The following is a 17,352-nucleotide window of genomic DNA, read 5'->3' on the forward strand; positions in this document are numbered from 1 at the left end:
CCTGCATTTGACAGACTCTTCCCAAAAGATTATGCTGGTAGCGTAATAGAAACCTCGCTCACGCTTCCGATTTCCGCCGCTCTGCACGTCAACTCCAGGAGGTCTTCCCTATGCCTGCACCCTTATATCGTCACGGAGACGTATTGCTGCAAGCCGCCCAACGGCCCAGCCTGCCCCTGCGCCAGCAACCGCACCTGACTCTGGCTTACGGCGAGGTCACGGGCCACAGCCACCGCATCGCGGAAGTGGGCGCGGCGCAGTTGTACGCACTCGGAACGCAGCGCACAGGCGACGATGTGGCAGGTAACATCGTGGCGAGTAACACCGTGGCCGCCGATCAATATCTGCACGTGACCGCCCCGCACGCCACTCTGACGCATGAGGAACACGGCCCGATTCGCCTGCCGACGGGCTGGTACCGGGTCTGGCAGCAGCGCGAATACACGCCCGGCAGCGTCCGCACGGTGCTGGACTGATGTTCCGGGTGCAGAGCGGCGGACGGGTCATCGCCAGACCCCAGAAGCCGGAGCGGGAGCCGGAAGCTCCGACTGTTGCGCCTGCGAAGGCTTCCGCCGCTTTGCCCCAGCCTGTGCCTCTGGACACGTCCCAGAGTGGGCCGCGTGTTCCGGTGCGCTACCCCAGCCTGCCGCCTATCGCCCCTGCCACACCCCAAACGGCCACGCCCCGAACTGTCACCCCCGACGAGGCCCGCGAATTGCTGCGGCGCGGCCCGGTGCCTGCGGCGTTGACCGTCTCCGGCCCCCTGAACCTCAGCGGCGCGGCGTGGCTGCGTGCCCTGCCCGACTGGCTGCGCTGCACGGTACTGACCGTGGACGACTGCCCCAACCTCTCGGCCCTGCCCACCGACCTGCACGCCGAACGCCTGAGTGCTCGCCGTACGCTTGCGCTGCACGAAATTGATGGCCGCCTGGGCGTTCGAGACAGCATCAACCTGAACGGCAGCGGCGTGCGTGTGCTGAGTGCTGACTTGCGTGCCACCCGCCTCAGTCTCGCCGGATGCCGGGATTTACGTGTATTGGGTGGGGGCGTCAGTGTGGCGCATCTGGATGTCAGTGGGTGCGCGGCTCTGGCAGCCCTTCATCCCGATGCCCATATCACCCAGACGCTGGAATTGGCGGGTAGTGGCCTGACTGCGCTGCCCCCCAGCATCCGTGCGGGCCTGCGCTGGAGCGGCGTTCCGGTGGATGCCCGCTTTGCCTTCGCCCCCGACACCCTGACCGGCCACGAAGTCCTGAATACCCGCAACGCCCAACGCCGCCGCGTGCTGCTTGACCGCATTGGCCTGGATCGCTTTTTGCAAGATGTGGGCGGTCTGATCCTGCACCGTGACCGCGATGCGGGCGGCGAACGCCAGTTGGTGCATGTGCCGTTTGACAACGATGAGCCGTTGGTGGCGGTGTTGGTGCGCTGCCCCAGCACAGGCGGACGCTACGCCCTGCGTGTGCCGCCCCATATCCGCACCTGCGCGGCGGCGGTGGCGTGGACGGCGGGGCTGGAACCGGACGACTATCAGCCTGTGCGGGAAACGTAGAAAGGGAAAAGCGTCTGAGGGTCTAAGAAAGGATTCTAACTCTGGTTGAAGCTCTTGCTCTCGCTTAGACCCTTAGACGCCCCACACGGCCCCGACAGAACCTCCCACCTCAACAAAACCTAAACCCCTTGCAGTGCCGAGCTGGGCAGTTTCTTGCCCCGCCGCCTCAACTGCTGCTCTAAATTGTTCCCTAAAGCACCGTTCAAACCCCAAAGCCCCCATTCTTAAAAACACAGTCCCAGAGGTAAGCCATGACCCAGAACACCGATGCTATGCAGGTTTCCTATTCGTTTGGCCAATCGCATCTGATAGAGGGCAACGCCGCGCCCACTGACCTGCTCGTGCGGTTGCGCCTGCCCCAAACGCAGGCGGCGCGGCGGCCACTGAACTTGGCGTTGGTGATAGACCGCAGCGGCAGCATGGGCGGCAGCCTGCTCAAGCACGCCATCCGGGCCGCGCAGAACGTGGTTGACGGACTGGACGCAGGCGACACCCTGAGCGTAGTGACGTATGACGACGCTGTAGAAACGCTGATCGCGCCCACCAATGTGACCGACAAAGCGGCGCTGAAAGCCAAGATTGCCAGCATCCGGGCGGGCGGCCTGACCAACCTGTCGGGCGGTTGGTTGCGGGGCGTGGAACTGGTGGCGGCGCAGGCGGGGCCGCAGGTGGTCAGCCGAGTACTGCTGCTGACCGACGGCCAGGCCAACGTGGGCGTCCAGAACACAGGCATCCTGACCAAAACGGCGGCGCAAAAAGCCGAAGCGGGCGTGACCACGACCACCCTCGGCTTCGGCAGCGGCTTCAACGAAGACCTCCTGATCGGCATGGCCCGCGCTGCTGGCGGGAATTTCTATTTCATCCAGTCTGCCGACGACGCCGCCGACGTGTTCGGCATAGAGCTGCAAACGCTGAAAGCTGTAGCCGCACAGAACCTGACGGTCACGCTGACGCCTGCGCCGGGCGTCACGGTGGCCGACGTGCTGAGCCTCTATAAACCCGGCTCCGACCCGCTCACCTTCGATCTGGGCGACATGTACGAGGACGAAGACAAGTTGCTGGGAGTCACGCTGAATCTGCCTGCGCTGGGCGGCGGCACACACAGCTTGCTGAGCCTGACCTTCCGGGCCGATGCCGTGCGCGACGGGGCCATTGGGAGCCTCAGTGGAACCGTGCAGGTGCAGGCGTTGGCCGCGCCATTGGGGGCCAATTTCACCACCGATGTCAGTGTGACGCTGGATCTGGCCCGCCTGAGAATTGCCCGCGCCAAGGAACGCGCCGTGGAACTGGCTGACAACGGCAACGCCGCCGAAGCCGAAGCCGTGCTGCGCGGCCTGATCCGCGATCTGAATAGCGCTGGGCTGCAAGAACACTTCGAGATTGCTGAGGAACTGGAGCAACTGGAACACTACGCGGGCCGAATCGCCTCGCGCCGTTTCGACAACGACAGCCGCAAGGAATTGCGAGACCAGTCGTTTCAGGGCTTGGGCCGGGGCCGCGCCGATTTGCAGGGACGCGGCGTCACGGTGGATACGGCGGTGCTGGCCCTGCCTGTGGTGGCAGATTCGGCAGGCGGCGTAGAACTGCTGTGCGTCCGTGACGGCGGAAGATTGCGCGTCAAGGCGGTGTCGGATGGTTTTGATTCGGGCATGAACGTGCAGTTTCCGCGTGCGCTGCGGGCCGATGGAGCGCGGTACGTTGTGGGTGGGCTGGAGACCAGCGCTGACGGCAGCTTTTACCGCGTCACCGGAGAGATTCAGCGTGTGGTGCGCCCCGGCGAGAGCGATCCGCTTCAGGGTCTCAGCATCGGCGGAGGCGGGCAAGGTCGCCGCAGCAGCGCCAGCAGCGGCGTGACCAAGGCCGCCAAAACCGCCACCGATCTGGAAACCACCGATACGTCCAGCGGCGGAATTCTGGTGCAGTGCGTGAAAGAAGGCAGCAAGCTGCGTGCCCGCGTGGTGCAGGACGGCTTTGAGCCCGACTGGAACATGCGTTTTCCCCGCAGCATTCGGGAAGATGGATTGCTGTACGTGGTGGATGAAGTGAACACCGCGCCGGACGGGAAATCATATATCGCGTCGGGGGAGATTCGGCGGTTGGTGCAGCCGAGCTGAGGGTATGAGGAGGCTGAGTTTGCTGGGGCAGGTCTAAGGGTCTAAGGAGGGTGGGCAATCTCTGCGCTCACTCCCCCTTCCTTCGGGCTGCTCCAGTCAGGGGAGAGGGAGCAACACCCAACCTCTCTGCACTTGCCTTTTGCCCTCGCCTCTTGTGGGACTCGCAGAGCTGCGAAGCAGAGGGGGTCGCCCAGTAACCAAGCCGCCCCACCCCCATCTCAAACAGCGGTCAGCCAAGCGCGTGCTGGCCGCCTTCTTCTGCCCTTCCGTATCCCCAAGGCGACGAGCTTTATCAGAACAAGTCTTCATGACCCATAGGCCAGAGCTTTTGGCCCGGTTCCGTCCCCCTACCGACAGGAGTTGTCCCATGCTTTCCCACCTACCACTCCCCACCAAGACCCGCAGTCATTCCGCTGGGGGCGTATTCTGTAGGTCTATGGTCGATGCGCCCGCCTTCTTCAATTTGCTTGCTGTCCGGCGTGTGCACAGTCACTTCAGCGTGGGCCAGCCATGACCAACGCCCTCGAAACCGTGCGCGTCACGGGCAGTGTCAACCGGGTGCGCTTCCGCTCCGACACGGGCTTTACGGTTATGACCGCCACCATCCGTAACACCGATGGCGAAGACCCCGATGCCACCGTGATCGGCGTGATGGCCCCGCTGGAGGCCGGAGATACCTTCAGCGCCGAAGTGGTGATGGAGGAACACCGCGAGTACGGCTATCAATACCGCGTCCTGAACATGGTTCTGGAAGCCACGCCCGCCGACCTGACCGAAGCGGGCATCGCGGCCTACCTGGAAGCCCGTGTGGGCGGCGTGGGCAAGGTGCTGGCCGCCCGGATTGCCCGGATGTTCGGCCCCGCCACCTTCGACATTCTGGAAAGCGACCCGCAAAAGCTGTTGCAAGTGCCGGGCGTGACCCAGAGCACGCTGCATAAAATGGTGTCGAGTTGGTCTCAGCAAGGGCTGGAGCGGCGCTTGCTGGCGGGGTTGCAGGGCCTCGGGCTCAGTATTTCGCAGGCGCAGCGGGCCGTCAAACATTTTGGAGAAGTGGCCCTGGAGCGCCTGACCACCGACCTGTACGCCCTGACCGAAGTGGAAGGCATCGGCTTTCTGACCGCCGACAAGCTGGCGACGGCACTCGGCATGCCGCACGACGACGCCCGCCGCCTCACCGCCGCCGCCGTGTACGCCCTCCAGCAGGCCGCGCAGCAGGGCGGGCATTCCTACCTGCCGCGCATCCGGGCCGAACGGGGTGTGGCGCATTACACCCGCGTGTCGGCGGCGCAGGCCAGCATTGCCGTAGATACCGCCGTGGAACTGGGCCGACTGTCCGACGACACGCCGCCGCTGCTCAAGGGCCAAGACGACGCAGGAGACAAGAGCCGTATCTATCTGCCCCATGTCTTGCGGGCCGAAAAGAAACTGGCGAGCCTGATTCGCACGCTGCTCGCCACGCCGCCCGCCGACGACTGGATGGTGCCCGCCGGAGCCGATAAGGGCCTCAGCGAGGAACAAGCCCGCGTGCTCCACCTGCTGGAAGAACAGCGATTGGTTGTCCTGACAGGCGGCCCCGGCACCGGCAAAAGCACCACCACCCGCGCCGTCGCGGATTTGGCCGAGAAACTGGGACTGGAAGTGGGACTCTGTGCGCCCACTGGTAAGGCTGCCCGGCGTCTGGGAGAGGTCACGGGCCGCAGCGCCAGCACCATTCACCGCCTGCTGGGCTTCGGGCCGCAGGGCTTCCGGCACAATCACCTGGAACCCGCCCCCTACGACCTTCTGATCGTGGATGAGGTCAGCATGTGTGGCGACGCGCTGATGCTGTCCCTCCTGGCCGCCGTGCCGCCCGGAGCGCGGGTGCTGCTGGTGGGCGACACCGACCAGTTGCCGCCCGTAGACGCGGGGTTGCCCCTGCTCACGCTGGCGAGTGTGGCTCCCACCGTGCGCCTCAGTACCGTGTACCGTCAGGCCGCCGAAAACCCGATTATCCGTGCGGCACACGGCCTGCTGCACGGGCAAGCGCCGGAATGGGGCGACCCCCGGCTGGCCCTCACCCTCACCGACACCGATGGCGGTGCCCGCCGCGTGGCCCTGATGGTGCGCGAATTGGGCGGCCCCGGTCAGGTGCAGGTGCTGACCCCCATGAGAAAGGGGCCGCTGGGCGTAGATATGCTCAATCAGCAACTCCAGAGCCTGTTCAATCCTGGCGAGGGCGGCATCCGCATTGCCGAAGGCGAAGCGCGGCCCGGCGACATGGTGGTGCAGACCAAAAACGACTACACCAACGAAGTGTTCAACGGCACGGTGGGGACGGCCCTGAAAGCTGAAGGGGGCCGCCTGACGGTGGATTTTGACGGCAACATCGTAGAACTGGCGGGTGCGGAACTGTTCAACCTGCAACTGGGCTACGCCCTCACGGTTCACCGGGCACAGGGCAGCGAGTGGCATACCGTGCTGGGCGTGCTGCACGAGGCGCATATGCCCATGCTCAGCCGCAATCTGGTCTACACCGCCCTCACCCGCGCCCGTGAGCGGTTTTACGCAGCGGGCACCGCGTCGGCGTGGCAAAAGGCTGCGACCCGGCAGCGTGAAGAACGCTATACGGCGCTGCTGGAGCGGGTCAAGGCACGTTAAGTGGGCCTGATTCCGATTGGAGCTGTACACTTTGGCCCTCAATTCGAGCGGAGCGGGAAGGAAAAGCAACTCCGGGCTACGCGTTCTGGACGTGCAACAAGGAGATGAACGAGTGTGCGGGAATTCAGAGCACTGATATGAGTCCCTCGGTCAAGTCTGGCATCCTGTGGCCTGTCTAGTTGGCGTGGCCGGAGCCTGAGAATTTAGATTTTGAGTCAGTCTCTGTTCTGGCTTGTTCGGAGTCATTGCCAAACAAGAGGAAATGCGTCTGATACAGCAACAGGTGAGATTTTTCAGATAAATACGCAACCAAACTAAAGTTGAGGCAGCCCAATGACTCAACCTGTGCTCATGCCTAGCTCACCACACTCAAATGTAGAATTTCTTAAGTTCCCCCAAGAAGGGGTAAGATTCTTAACATTTATTCTTCATACTGGTCTTGTATGCAGAACTTCCCCCGAACTCAAGGTGCGACGCTGATCGTGTCGCTCCTAATGGTCATGCTGGTCTTGGCTATGACGATGGTGCTTACTGCACAGGTCACGGTCTCGGCCCGCCGATCGAGTGTGGATCAGCAAACCATCTTGCAAGCCAGATACGCCGCCGAATCGGGCGTGTCCCGTGTGCAGTCTCAACTGGATCTGATATCCAGACTCCTCAGAGTCTCGGCGCTCGATACGACTGTGCTCAACAGTTCCGTAGAGTCCGATATGGCGGCCCTGTGCGGTCTGTCGAGCCTGCCCCTGTTCAGTGGCAAGGCCAACCTTTGTACATTCCCTATCTCACAGGGTCTAGGGCGCGTGGCCAGCGGCGTCAATGCCCGCACACAGTTTTTGGTTCGGTCAATGAGTGAAGGTGCGTTTGGGGCCGAAGGGATTGCCGAAGCCAACTCCTCTGTCCGGTCTCAGTTTTGGTCTGATTTGTTTTCGGGCCAACAGGGGACGCAGTACGCAGGCGGTCAGGACGCTACCTACGCCGCCCGGTTCGGCTTACAACCCCTGAAGGTCGAGCGCATTCAAGAGAGTACCTACCGCTTTTACTTCAAAGTGCCGGACTTGCGGGTCAAGGGTCAGGTGGGAGCCACCAGTCAGAACCTTCTGGCCCGCGCCGCGCAGCCGGAAGGTTTTTTGCTGATTTCACGCAAACCTTTCTCCCGTTACGCCCTGCTTACCAACCATCATTTCTCGAATTCTGACGATGAAGCTATTGGAGAGCGGGTCACTTTTACAGACCTCACCATGTTCAGTGGGCCAGTGCACACCAATCAGCACTTCTTGTTTGAGGGAAAGCTCTGGTTTGGAGGCAGCGTCAGTTCTGCGGGCTGTCCTCAGTTGGGCATTGGTCTGGTCGCAAATGTGGCCGGGTGTACCCAGTCTCTCCAGCCGGGCGGCTTCTTCGGAGACAATGCGCTGCTGACGCCTCAAATTGAATTCGCGCCCATCAATGCGCCTGTCGTGTGTGGAGCCGATACCCAATGCCATGCACCACAATTTGGCAGCAGCGTGACTTGGGATCACGAATACGTGGAGCTGCCCACCACCAATCAGGAGCAAGAGGGGGTGGCCGTTCAGGGCGGGCTGGCCCTCAGTGGCGACGTATCCGAGTTGCAACTGCGTCAGGGTCAAGTGTTGGGACAGGTTCGGCAACTCATCAGCTACACCCAAAATGGCGTGACGACCCGCCTGGCTTACGGCCCCGACAATAAATTGCTGATTCAGGCTTCAGACGGCACTTGGCAGCCCACCAAGCGCAACGCTCTTGGTGTCATCTCGGCCAACCCCGGCGGCGTGGCGGCGGTGTTCAACGGCGTCCTGACGGTCAGTGGCAACGTTCAGAACCTCAACGGCGGGCCAGCTGCCGACGCCACTCCGTCCGAACCCAGTATCGCGGCTTTTGCGGGCCTGACATTGGCTACGACAGGCAATGTGGCCGTGACCAGCAGCCTGACCTACGCCAGCCCGCCCTGCACTGGGGGCCATGTGCGCAACAGCAACGGCACTGTCACGCCTGCCACCTGCGGCGACCTCACGGCCCGCAACATGCTGGGCCTCTATTCCTCCGGCGGCGACATCGAACTGGTCAGCCCAGCCTCATGCCCGAATGGGTTTGGCACCTGCGCCTCTTTGCCTGCCAACGCCCGGATGCACGCCGTCATGATGGCGAGTCAGGGCGCGGTACGGGTGCGCGGCCATGACGAACCGGTGAGAACGAGCAGTTTCGAGTTGGGCAACATCGAACTGTTGGGCGGCGTCATCGAAAACTATTACGGCGCGTTCGGCGTCACTGATGGCCGGGGCTACGGGCGCAATTTTGTCTACGACCCCCGCATGAACGACGGCATGGCTCCTCCTTCCTTCCCCACCGAACGCCGCTGGACAGTGGGCCTCAGAAGCGAAAAAATGGTGAACGGCGTGTTGGTCAGCGAAGAACTGACTGGCCTGAGGCTGCGCGGCGATGTGGTCAGTACTGGTGCGCCATGAATCGGCACTCCATGCATCCCGGCTCAGCCCGCGCCCAGTCAGGATTCACCTTGCTGGAACTGTTGGTGGTCATCGCCATCATCGGCATTCTTTCCGGTGTGATGGGCTTCAGTCTGATGGGCATGTTGCGCCGCACCGAAGTTCGGAACGCCGCCGCCGAAGTGATGGCCGACCTGCGTCTGGCCCGCGTCAATGCTCAGAAAACGGGTCTGCCCAGCCCAGTCACCATCATCAACGGGACAGGCAGCTACACGGCGCAGATTCGGCCCGGTGCCCTTCAAACACGCACCCTGGACAGTGGGGTCACGTTGCAGGCCGTGTCGTCTGCCACCGCACTCAAGGTGATCTACCGTGCGCCTTTCGGCACTGTCGATACCATCGGCTTGGTTTGGGAAGTGCGGAGCCGCGCAACTCAGGTACCGCCCCTGTACATCAAGGTCGTCGGCATTACGGGCAAGGTGATTCTCAGTGATTCCCGCGACTAAACAGGAAAACAGTCCTGTTGCTCAGCTTACTGGCGGGCCTGCACTTTCTGCCTGTAAGGTTGGACATCAGGCTGGATTCACCATCATCGAAGTGTTGGTCAGCATTATGCTCCTGAGCATTATCGTGCTGGTGATCCTAACTCCGCTCAGCGGTTTGTTTAATATGACCCGCCGCAGCGATCAGCAGATTGCCGCCACCCAGGTAGCCCAGCGCACGCTGGAAACGATCCGGGGCGAGTGGCTCAGTGGGGCACGCTACCGCCAAGCTTGTGTGTCCGCGCCTATCCCCCAAATGACGCCGCCCATTGCCGTCAATGTTCAGAGCCTAGACCGAGAAGGAAGCGTGACCACCACGGCGGCACTCAAAACAACGTGTGGTACGGCTGCCGACGATCCCCCGCTGCGCCGGATTCAGGTTGTCGTCAAGGTCGGGAAAGCCGTTTCCAACCTGAGTGTGGATGTGGCCCGCCCATGAATGCCCCCGTAAGTCACCCTGTGCGGGTGCACAAGCGCCACCTTCAGGGCATCACCTTGATCGAATTGCTCATCGGGATGGCCTTGGCTGTGCTTGTCTTGGCCACCGCATTCAATCTGTTCACTTCGTCCACCAAAACCGCCTCTGACCTGCAAAACCGCAACGAACTCCAGGCCGAATTGCAGATTGCACAGAATTATTTGGCCGCACAGGTGCGCGAAGCGGTCTACGTGTTTCCCCAAGGCACAACCCTGAATTTGGGGAGCGGTTATACCCCCAAACGTCCCGTAGCGGGGTCTTGGCGGGTAGGCGACAACGCCACTCCAGTCTTAGCCTTCATCAGGCCGCCTGAGGATTTGACCGCTTCTTGCCCTTCCAATGAAGACGGTTGTTACAAGTTTTATGCCTATTACCCACTTCTGCGCAGCGGTTGGGTCAGCGGCGCAACTTCCTACAACGATCCGGGGCAAGACCCGCAAAACGGCAACCGCTGGGTACTGGCCGAATACCGCGCCAACTATGACACGCCGCCTCTGCTGTCCACCCTGAGTTCCGCATACACTCCGCCTGCTGGGGGGCAGGGCCGCTTGCTGCTGGATTATCTTCAGCCTACCGCTCTGGCTTTGGCAGGCACGCCCACGCTGTTTGTTCAGCAGGATGGCCCGGCCCCAGCCACCATCCAGACTGCCGGAGCCGTCTCAGTGACCCTGAATTTTGCCCTGTCACGGCAACTGCGCGGCAGTGTCCTGCACCTCCCCGGACGCGGCGCTTCTACTCCCGTCACCGATACGGTGCGGGCCGTCACGGTCTTCCCACGCAACCTAGGCAGCTTGGCCCCGTAAGAGGTCAGCGGCCTTACCCCGCCGCGCCGGGCGTGCTAACCTGAAATCCCGGAGGCCAAGCGCCCCGGTTTTTTGTTGGTTCCTTCCCTTTGGCCCCCAATTTCCGGTTGGTGGGGGCGGCGCTTGGAGAGTACATGCGATACATATTTGTGACGGGCGGCGTGGTCAGCAGTTTGGGCAAAGGCGTGGCTAGCGCCTCGCTTGGGGCACTCCTGCGGGCACGCGGCTATAAGGTCACGGCAGTCAAAATTGACCCCTACATCAACATCGACGCGGGCACCATGCGCCCCTACGAACACGGCGAAGTTTTTGTCACCGCCAGCGGCGCAGAAACCGATCTCGATATCGGCAACTACGAGCGCTTTCTCGACCTCGATATTCCGGTGGGCAGCAACATCACCACTGGGCAGGTGTACCTAGAAGTCATCCGCCGCGAGCGGGCCGGAGATTACCTGTCTCAAACGGTGCAGGTCATTCCACACGTCACCGACGAGATCAAGCGCCGGATTCGGGCGGCGGGCGAGAATGCAGGCGCAGAGATCGTGCTGATCGAAGTGGGCGGCACCGTGGGCGACATAGAAAGTCTGCCGTTTCTGGAAGCGATCCGTCAGTTCCGCTTCGATGAGGGTGACGATAAGGTGCTGTATCTGCACCTGACATTGGTGCCCTACCTCGGTACGTCCAACGAATTCAAGACCAAGCCGACCCAGCACAGCGTGGCAACCCTGCGCAGCGTGGGCATCAGCCCCGACATCGTGATGGTTCGCAGCAAAGAAAAACTGCCCTCCGACATCACCCGCAAAATCGCCCTGTTTACCAGTGTGCGCGAGAACCGGGTGTTCTCCAGTTATGACGTGAGCCACGTCTACGAAGTGCCGTTAGCGCTGGAAGAACAGGGATTGGGCAAAGCGGTAGAAGACCTGCTGGGCCTGGAGCGCACCCATCCCAATCTGGGCGTATGGCAAAACGCCGTGCGCGTCATCAAGCACCCTCAGCGCGAGGTCACGATTGCCATTGCGGGCAAATACACCGCCATGCCCGACGCCTACCTCAGCATGCTGGAATCGCTGACCCACGCCGGAATTGCCAACGACGCCCGCGTGAACATCAAGTGGATTAATGCCGAGGAACTGCGCGAGGGTGATCTGGAGGAGCAACTGGGCGACGCAGACGGCATTCTGGTGCCCGGCGGCTTCGGCATTCGCGGCATCGAGGGCAAGATTCGCGCCGCCGAGTATGCCCGTACCCGCCTGACGCCCTACCTGGGCATCTGCCTTGGCATGCAGATTGCCGTTATCGAGTATGCCCGCCACGTGGCCGGAATCGAGGGCGCGAATTCGGGCGAATTTGATGAATACGCGCCCCACAAGGTCATCGACCTGATGCCTGAACAGCTGGAAATGGACGGTATGGGCGGCACCATGCGCCTCGGAGATTGGCCCATGCAACTGAAGGCCGGAACCACCATTGCCGCGTTGTACGGCATTCCACAGGGCGGCACGGTGCGCGAACGTCACCGCCACCGCTTTGAGGTCAATCCGGCGTACACGGCGCAACTTCAGGCAGCGGGCCTCGACATCAGCGGCGTGACTCCCGGCGTGTCGGGGCGCGGTGCGGGTCTGGTGGAGAGCATCGAGATTCCCGGCCACCCCTTCTTCGTGGCCCTGCAAGCCCACCCAGAATTCAAGAGCCGCCCGATGCGTCCCAGCCCGCCGTTCGCCGGATTCGTGGCCGCAGCGTTGGCGGGCAAAGAGGGTGGGCAGGCCGCGACCACTGCCGTACAGGCCCAGCCTGTGAATGCCCAGCCGATGAATGCTCAGACGGACGCTGCTCAGGAGAACGCCGAAGCGTAAAGCAAACGCTTGATGAAGGCGGCTTCTAGCTTCGGCTGAGGCCGCCTTCTTCTGTGCGCCTTGGTGTGGAGTGCTGCGGCTGAACCGGAATTCCCAATTGCCTCAGTGCCGCGTCCACTTGAGGCTCCAGTTCCGCGAGTTCACCCACGTTTTCGATCACGTAGCTGGCTTTGCGGCGTTTTTGTTCTGCGGGCGTCTGGCGGGCGTCGCGGGCCAGCACCTCCTCGCGGGTCAGGTGATTGCGGGCCATTACACGGGCAATCCGCAGTTCCAGCGGCGCGTCTACCACCAGCACGGCAGCCATGTCCACTTCCAGGCCGCCCTCAAACAGTAGGGGTACGTCCTGCACCAGCCAACGTTCGCCGCGCAGGGTGGCTTCCAGCTCCAGCGCCGTCATGCGTGCCCGTACCCGTGGATGCACAATCCCGTTCAGCACCGCAAGTCGGGCGGGATCGACAAACGCGGCGGCCCCCAGCGCGGCCCGGTCGAGTACACCGTCCACGACTGTGCCGGGAAAAGCCTGCTCTATTTTTGCCAGCGTTTCCGGCTCCCTTGTCACCACATGGGCCTGCTCGTCGGCGTCTAGCACAGTCAAACCACGCGCCCGCAACAAGGCTGCCACCGTGCTTTTGCCCGCACCGATGCTTCCGGTCAGTCCCAGACGGCGGGGCGAAGCGGGCGGCAGGTCTCTGGAAGGCGGGGTGGACATGGCCCAATTAGATGACATGGGAGATGCCAAACGCGAAACAGATAAATATCTCCGCAAGTCCGGCGTGTAAGCGTCCTGGCGGTGTCTCTCCCGAAGACAGATGTGGCCCGGTGCCTTGGCCCTACAAAGGGTCAGATGCGCGTCACACACGGCGTAGAGACTGGGGTATGGGCACAACGGTGGGGGAGGGCGACTCAGAATTTTGGCGTGCAGATGCGCTCTCACGGGTGTTTCACCCGGTCTACTGCCGTGATTCGGTATCTTTTGTGCGGTATCATGGCGCAGCATCCCAGCCCAGATCAATACTTCTCCCCGCGCTTTACGGCATAGGCAGAAGCCAGATCACGGAGGTTTTTGAGTGAAACGACGTACCCTCGGCCTGCTCCTCGCGGCGGCCCTCATCAACGGCGCAGCCGCGCAGACGCCGCCGACGGCTCCTGTTCCTTCTCAACCCGTGGCCCCGGTCACGGCTCCGGCTCCGGCCCCCGCCACTCCTGCCCGTCCTGTTCGCCCACCTGTTGCCAACTACGTGGCTCTGGGTGTGTTTTATTATCAACAGGGCAAATTCGACGAAGCATATGTGGCCTTCCGCGCCGCCAGTGAAATAGAGCCGAACAACCCAGAAGCACTGCTGGGCCTGGGGCGCTCGCAGGTCAAGTTACGGCTGTATACGCCTGCCTTAACGACCCTCCGCCGTCTCACTACTGCCGATAGAAACAATGTCAGCGGTTATATTGCCCTGGCTCAGGCCTATCAGCAGCAATTTATCGGAGCCAGTGACCGTACCACTATTACGGGCAATCTGGCCGAGGCGCTTAAGGTTCTGACCGACGCCGAAACCGTGACCAACGCCCTGGCAGGCCCCGACAAAAACCTGAACCTCAGCAAGGTCTGGAATGAGCGCGGCTACGTCTTTAAATTGCAGGGTGACGGCGGGAAGGCCATCGACGCCTTCAAGCAGGCCAGCGCCCTGAATCCCGAAAACGACGTGATCCTGTTCAACCTGGGCGATATGTACTACGCCACCGGGAACCTGACGCAGGCCCTCGACAGCTTGCAGCAGGCCGTGATCGCCAACCCACGCGACGCTTATAACCGCGCCTACTATGCCAAGCTGTTGGCGCTGAGCGGCAACACCACTGCCGCCAAACCGGAAGCCGCGCAGGCTGCCCGCTTGTCGCCCACCAACGCCTACGCTGTCGGCCAGTACGGTGTGGTCAGCTACCTTTCCAAAGACAGCGCCACCGCTCGCCTGCAACTGAATCAGGCCGTGAAACTTGACCCCCTGCGCTACCCGGAGTTCTACTATTATCTGGGCCGCCTCGACCTGGACGCCGCCGATCTGCGTTCGGCCCGCGCCAACCTGACCCGCGCCGCCGCACTGGGCAGCACCACGCCCGAATATGCCTACTACCTCGGCCTCAGCTACGAGCGAGGGGCAGGCAGCGTGGCCCCCGACCGCATCAAGGCCCGCGAGAACTACGAACGCGCCCTGAAACTCAGCCCCAGCTACAAGCTGGCGCAGGAAGCCCTGGCCCGCGTGCGCTGAAGCCTGAACTCCAAAGAAGCCCGCCCCTGATATTGGAGGCGGGCTTCTTTTTGGCCGTGTCGTGTGGCAGCGCTACTCCGCCTCAGCACTCTCCATATGGGCCAGCAATTTCCGCGCCAGCCTCTCAAATTCTGCCCTTTCCTCCGGCGTCAGGGCTTCCAGCACGGCGGCTTCATGCTTCACGTGGCGCGGGAGCAGCGTATCGACCAACTCGCGGCCCTCTTTGGTCAGGCGAATGCGGGCGCTGCGGCGGTCTGTTTCGCTGCCCCGGCGTTCCACGAGGCCCTTGTCGATCAGGCGCGACACCCGGTTGGTGATGCTGGCCCCGGTAATCGCGCTCAGGTTGCTGAGTTCGGTGGGCGTGAGGCCCGCGTCGGGGGCGCTGCGGCGCAGGGTCAGCAGCAGATCCCAGCCGGATGGGTTGATGTCGACTGGGGTGTAGGTCTGCTCCACATGCCGTCCCAGCGCACCTTGCAAGCGGGCCATCAGCAAAAACATCAGCATCGGGCTGGGGTCTATATCCGGTTTTTCCCGGTGCCAGTCGGTGCGAATCCGTTCGAGCAATTGGTGGGTCTTGGTGGGGGTCATAGGCGCAGGGTCAGCTTAACACGCCCCATTTGGCCGCCGACGAGAGGGAAGAGGACAGGCGTCCAATCCGGCCGGATTCCCTTGACGCCCGGCTGTGCCATCCTTACCATAAGGTCAACTCAGATAGTTAGGCGTCTAAGTAAACGGCTGTCGCTCCCTCTTCTCCAAGCTGTGCCCGGAGGCTCCTTTGACTCGCTCGAATCCAGTACAACCTCTGACCTTACCCGAAGTCAACACCCTCAGTGATCAGGCTTTTGCCGACGCTTTTGCTGGGGTGCTGGAACATTCGCCGCAGTACGCCCGATTTGCCGCACGGCAGCGCCCGTTTGCCGATGCCGAGGCCGTTGCTGCCGCCTTTGCCGCCGCTGTGCAGCAGGACTCGCCGGACGCGCAACTAGCCCTGATTCGCGCCCACCCGGATCTGGCAGGCAAGGCGGCGCTGGCCGGGGAATTAACCTTAGAGAGTGCCCACGAGCAGGCCTCTGCTGGATTAGACCGCCTGACACCCGACGAATACGCCGAGTTTCACCGCCTGAATGCTGCCTATCACGAACAATTTGGCCTGCCCTATGTGGTCTGCGTGCGCGAAAACACCAAAGACAGCATCTTCGAGGGCGCGCGCCGCCGCCTGAGCAACACGCCAGAACAGGAACGCGCCGCCGCCCTGCATGAGATCGCCCGGATTGCCCGCCTGCGGGTGCTGGATTTGGTACACAGTGAGGGCATGACGCCAAGCAAATTGCCCGCCAAAGTGAAAGTCAAGATGGGAGCCAACAACTACGGCAAGGCCGATGTGCGGCTCTTCAAGGTCTTCCGCGATGCGCCGCGCCACGAGATCAAGGACGTGTGGGTGCGCGTGGCGATGGAAGGCGATTTCGACGCCGCACACGTCTCCGGCGACAACACTGATTTGCTTGCCACCGACACCGTTCGCAACACCATTTATGGCCTTGCCGTAGGCGGATTCACTGGCAGCGTGGAGGACTACGGCAAGACCCTGATTCGCCATTTCGTGTCTCAGGGGCCGAAAGTAGCGCGGGCGACGGCCTACTTTACCGAGCATCAGTGGCAAAGATTGACCGTAGACGGGCAGGAGCATGACCATTCCTTCGTGCGGCAGATGCCCAAGCACACGGCAGTGGTGGAAGGCGACGGCCACACGTTTACGGTCACCAGCGGCATCGACGAACTGTATGTGCTGAAAACCACCCAGAGCGGCTGGGAGGGCTACCTGATGGAGCAGTTCACCACATTGCCCGAAACCAATGACCGGATTCTGGCGACGGTGGTGACCTGCAAGTGGGAATATGCCGTGCCCCAGTGCGATTACGACGCCGTGTGGAACCGCGTGTATCAGACCATTCTGGACACCTTCACCGATCACTATTCGCCCAGTGTGCAAAACACCCTGTACCGCATGGGCGAGGCCATTTTGACCCTCTGTCCCGAAATCAGCCGGGTGCATTTTTCGTTTCCCAACCGCCACCACATCCGCTATAACACCGAGCGGCACGGCATCGAGAACCCCAACACCGTGTTCCACGCCGATGCCGAACCCTACGGCCAAATCGAGGGTTGGGTGGAACGGGCATGAGCGGAAGCGCGGGCCTCAGTACCCATGTCCTCGACACGGCGCGGGGGCGTCCGGCGGCGGGCATTGCTATTCAGTTGCACGCGGTAGAGGCAGATGGGCAGCGCCGACTTCTGAACACCGCCGTGACCAACACCGATGGCCGCACCGACACGCCCCTGATCGAACGCGGCAGCCTGACGCAGGGCAGCTATGAACTGACTTTTCATGTCTCCGCCTACTTTGAAGGCCTGGCTGGCGTCTCCACCCCGCCGTTTCTGGATGTGGTCACCCTGCGCTTTACGGTGACTGACACCACCGCCCATTACCACGTTCCGCTGCTGGTGTCGCCCTGGTCTTACAGTACCTACCGGGGGAGTTAGAGCGCCCTTTAGGCGTCTGAACTGACAGAAAGGAGAACCGTGTGGAAGGCTGGAGCCGCCAAGCTTCAGCCTTTCCGTTGCTGTCCCTTCCTCAGTGTCGCCCGACAACGCAGGG

Annotated in this window: 14 protein-coding genes; 12 read left to right on the forward strand and 2 right to left on the reverse strand. The window is 62.2% G+C overall.

Annotated features, from left to right (window positions below; translation table 11 throughout):
* Positions 1-110 precede the first annotated feature (110 nt).
* The 9 genes from M1R55_RS11775 (at position 111) to M1R55_RS11815 (ending at position 12,438) form a co-directional block, all read left to right on the forward strand.
* The gene (locus M1R55_RS11775) at positions 111-476 is read left to right on the forward strand and encodes a hypothetical protein (RefSeq protein WP_249391948.1); all 366 of its coding nucleotides are present in this window, start codon (positions 111-113) and stop codon (positions 474-476) included.
* A complete protein-coding gene (locus M1R55_RS11780) occupies positions 476-1,552 on the forward strand; it encodes a DUF6745 domain-containing protein (RefSeq protein ID WP_249391949.1) in 1,077 nt (358 codons plus the stop codon). The genes M1R55_RS11775 and M1R55_RS11780 overlap by 1 nt, the downstream gene beginning before the upstream one ends.
* A gap of 251 nt (positions 1,553-1,803) precedes the next feature.
* Positions 1,804-3,666: a VWA domain-containing protein gene (locus tag M1R55_RS11785; RefSeq protein ID WP_249391950.1), complete on the forward strand. Its 1,863-nt coding sequence runs from the start codon at positions 1,804-1,806 to the stop codon at positions 3,664-3,666.
* A 510-nt stretch (positions 3,667-4,176) separates the two neighbouring features.
* Entirely contained in the window at positions 4,177-6,303 is a 2,127-nt protein-coding gene (locus M1R55_RS11790) for an ATP-dependent RecD-like DNA helicase (protein WP_249391951.1), read from the forward strand.
* Positions 6,304-6,746: 443 nt separating this feature from the next.
* The gene (locus M1R55_RS11795; protein ID WP_249391952.1) at positions 6,747-8,783 is read left to right on the forward strand and encodes a DUF4900 domain-containing protein; all 2,037 of its coding nucleotides are present in this window, start codon (positions 6,747-6,749) and stop codon (positions 8,781-8,783) included.
* Positions 8,780-9,268, forward strand: coding sequence for a Tfp pilus assembly protein FimT/FimU (locus tag M1R55_RS11800; RefSeq protein WP_249391953.1), 489 nt, complete (start codon positions 8,780-8,782; stop codon positions 9,266-9,268). Before M1R55_RS11795 ends, M1R55_RS11800 begins: the two co-directional genes overlap by 4 nt.
* The gene (locus M1R55_RS11805; protein WP_249391954.1) at positions 9,252-9,743 is read left to right on the forward strand and encodes a type II secretion system protein J; all 492 of its coding nucleotides are present in this window, start codon (positions 9,252-9,254) and stop codon (positions 9,741-9,743) included. The genes M1R55_RS11800 and M1R55_RS11805 overlap by 17 nt, the downstream gene beginning before the upstream one ends.
* Positions 9,740-10,585, forward strand: coding sequence for a PilW family protein (locus tag M1R55_RS11810; protein WP_249391955.1), 846 nt, complete (start codon positions 9,740-9,742; stop codon positions 10,583-10,585). The genes M1R55_RS11805 and M1R55_RS11810 overlap by 4 nt, the downstream gene beginning before the upstream one ends.
* 134 nt (positions 10,586-10,719) lie before the next feature.
* Positions 10,720-12,438: a CTP synthase gene (locus M1R55_RS11815; protein ID WP_249391956.1), complete on the forward strand. Its 1,719-nt coding sequence runs from the start codon at positions 10,720-10,722 to the stop codon at positions 12,436-12,438.
* A gap of 25 nt (positions 12,439-12,463) precedes the next feature.
* Here the strand turns inward: M1R55_RS11815 and coaE are convergent, their stop codons facing one another.
* Positions 12,464-13,147, reverse strand: coding sequence for a dephospho-CoA kinase (gene coaE / locus M1R55_RS11820; RefSeq protein ID WP_249391957.1), 684 nt, complete (start codon positions 13,145-13,147; stop codon positions 12,464-12,466).
* Between the two features lie 358 nt (positions 13,148-13,505).
* Between coaE and M1R55_RS11825 the strand changes: the two genes are divergently transcribed.
* Complete coding sequence (locus tag M1R55_RS11825) at positions 13,506-14,696, forward strand: tetratricopeptide repeat protein (protein WP_249391958.1); 1,191 nt, start codon at positions 13,506-13,508, stop codon at positions 14,694-14,696.
* 72 nt (positions 14,697-14,768) lie between these two features.
* On the opposite strand, the gene M1R55_RS11830 is transcribed toward M1R55_RS11825, so the two are convergent.
* Entirely contained in the window at positions 14,769-15,284 is a 516-nt protein-coding gene (locus M1R55_RS11830) for a MarR family winged helix-turn-helix transcriptional regulator (RefSeq protein WP_249391959.1), read from the reverse strand.
* Between the two features lie 187 nt (positions 15,285-15,471).
* On the opposite strand from M1R55_RS11830, the gene pucL reads away from it, so the two are divergent.
* Both pucL and uraH read left to right on the forward strand, forming a co-directional pair.
* Entirely contained in the window at positions 15,472-16,878 is a 1,407-nt protein-coding gene (gene pucL / locus M1R55_RS11835; protein ID WP_249391960.1) for a factor-independent urate hydroxylase, read from the forward strand.
* The gene (uraH, locus tag M1R55_RS11840) at positions 16,875-17,237 is read left to right on the forward strand and encodes a hydroxyisourate hydrolase (RefSeq protein WP_249391961.1); all 363 of its coding nucleotides are present in this window, start codon (positions 16,875-16,877) and stop codon (positions 17,235-17,237) included. The genes pucL and uraH overlap by 4 nt, the downstream gene beginning before the upstream one ends.
* The last annotated feature ends 115 nt before the right edge of the window (positions 17,238-17,352 follow it).

This window comes from Deinococcus sp. QL22 (genome assembly GCF_023370075.1).
Classification (GTDB): Bacteria; Deinococcota; Deinococci; order Deinococcales; family Deinococcaceae; genus Deinococcus.

Excerpts from the sequence above, each read along its gene's own strand:
- M1R55_RS11775 (WP_249391948.1), top strand. The coding sequence starts at position 111 with ATGCCTGCACCCTTATATCGTCACGGAGACGTATTGCTGCAAGCCGCC.
- M1R55_RS11780 (WP_249391949.1), top strand. The coding sequence starts at position 476 with ATGTTCCGGGTGCAGAGCGGCGGACGGGTCATCGCCAGACCCCAGAAG.
- M1R55_RS11785 (WP_249391950.1), top strand. The coding sequence starts at position 1,804 with ATGACCCAGAACACCGATGCTATGCAGGTTTCCTATTCGTTTGGCCAA.
- M1R55_RS11790 (WP_249391951.1), top strand. The coding sequence starts at position 4,177 with ATGACCAACGCCCTCGAAACCGTGCGCGTCACGGGCAGTGTCAACCGG.
- M1R55_RS11795 (WP_249391952.1), top strand. The coding sequence starts at position 6,747 with ATGCAGAACTTCCCCCGAACTCAAGGTGCGACGCTGATCGTGTCGCTC.
- M1R55_RS11800 (WP_249391953.1), top strand. The coding sequence starts at position 8,780 with ATGAATCGGCACTCCATGCATCCCGGCTCAGCCCGCGCCCAGTCAGGA.
- M1R55_RS11810 (WP_249391955.1), top strand. The coding sequence starts at position 9,740 with ATGAATGCCCCCGTAAGTCACCCTGTGCGGGTGCACAAGCGCCACCTT.
- M1R55_RS11815 (WP_249391956.1), top strand. The coding sequence starts at position 10,720 with ATGCGATACATATTTGTGACGGGCGGCGTGGTCAGCAGTTTGGGCAAA.
- coaE (WP_249391957.1), bottom strand. The coding sequence starts at position 13,147 with ATGTCCACCCCGCCTTCCAGAGACCTGCCGCCCGCTTCGCCCCGCCGT.
- M1R55_RS11830 (WP_249391959.1), bottom strand. The coding sequence starts at position 15,284 with ATGACCCCCACCAAGACCCACCAATTGCTCGAACGGATTCGCACCGAC.
- uraH (WP_249391961.1), top strand. The coding sequence starts at position 16,875 with ATGAGCGGAAGCGCGGGCCTCAGTACCCATGTCCTCGACACGGCGCGG.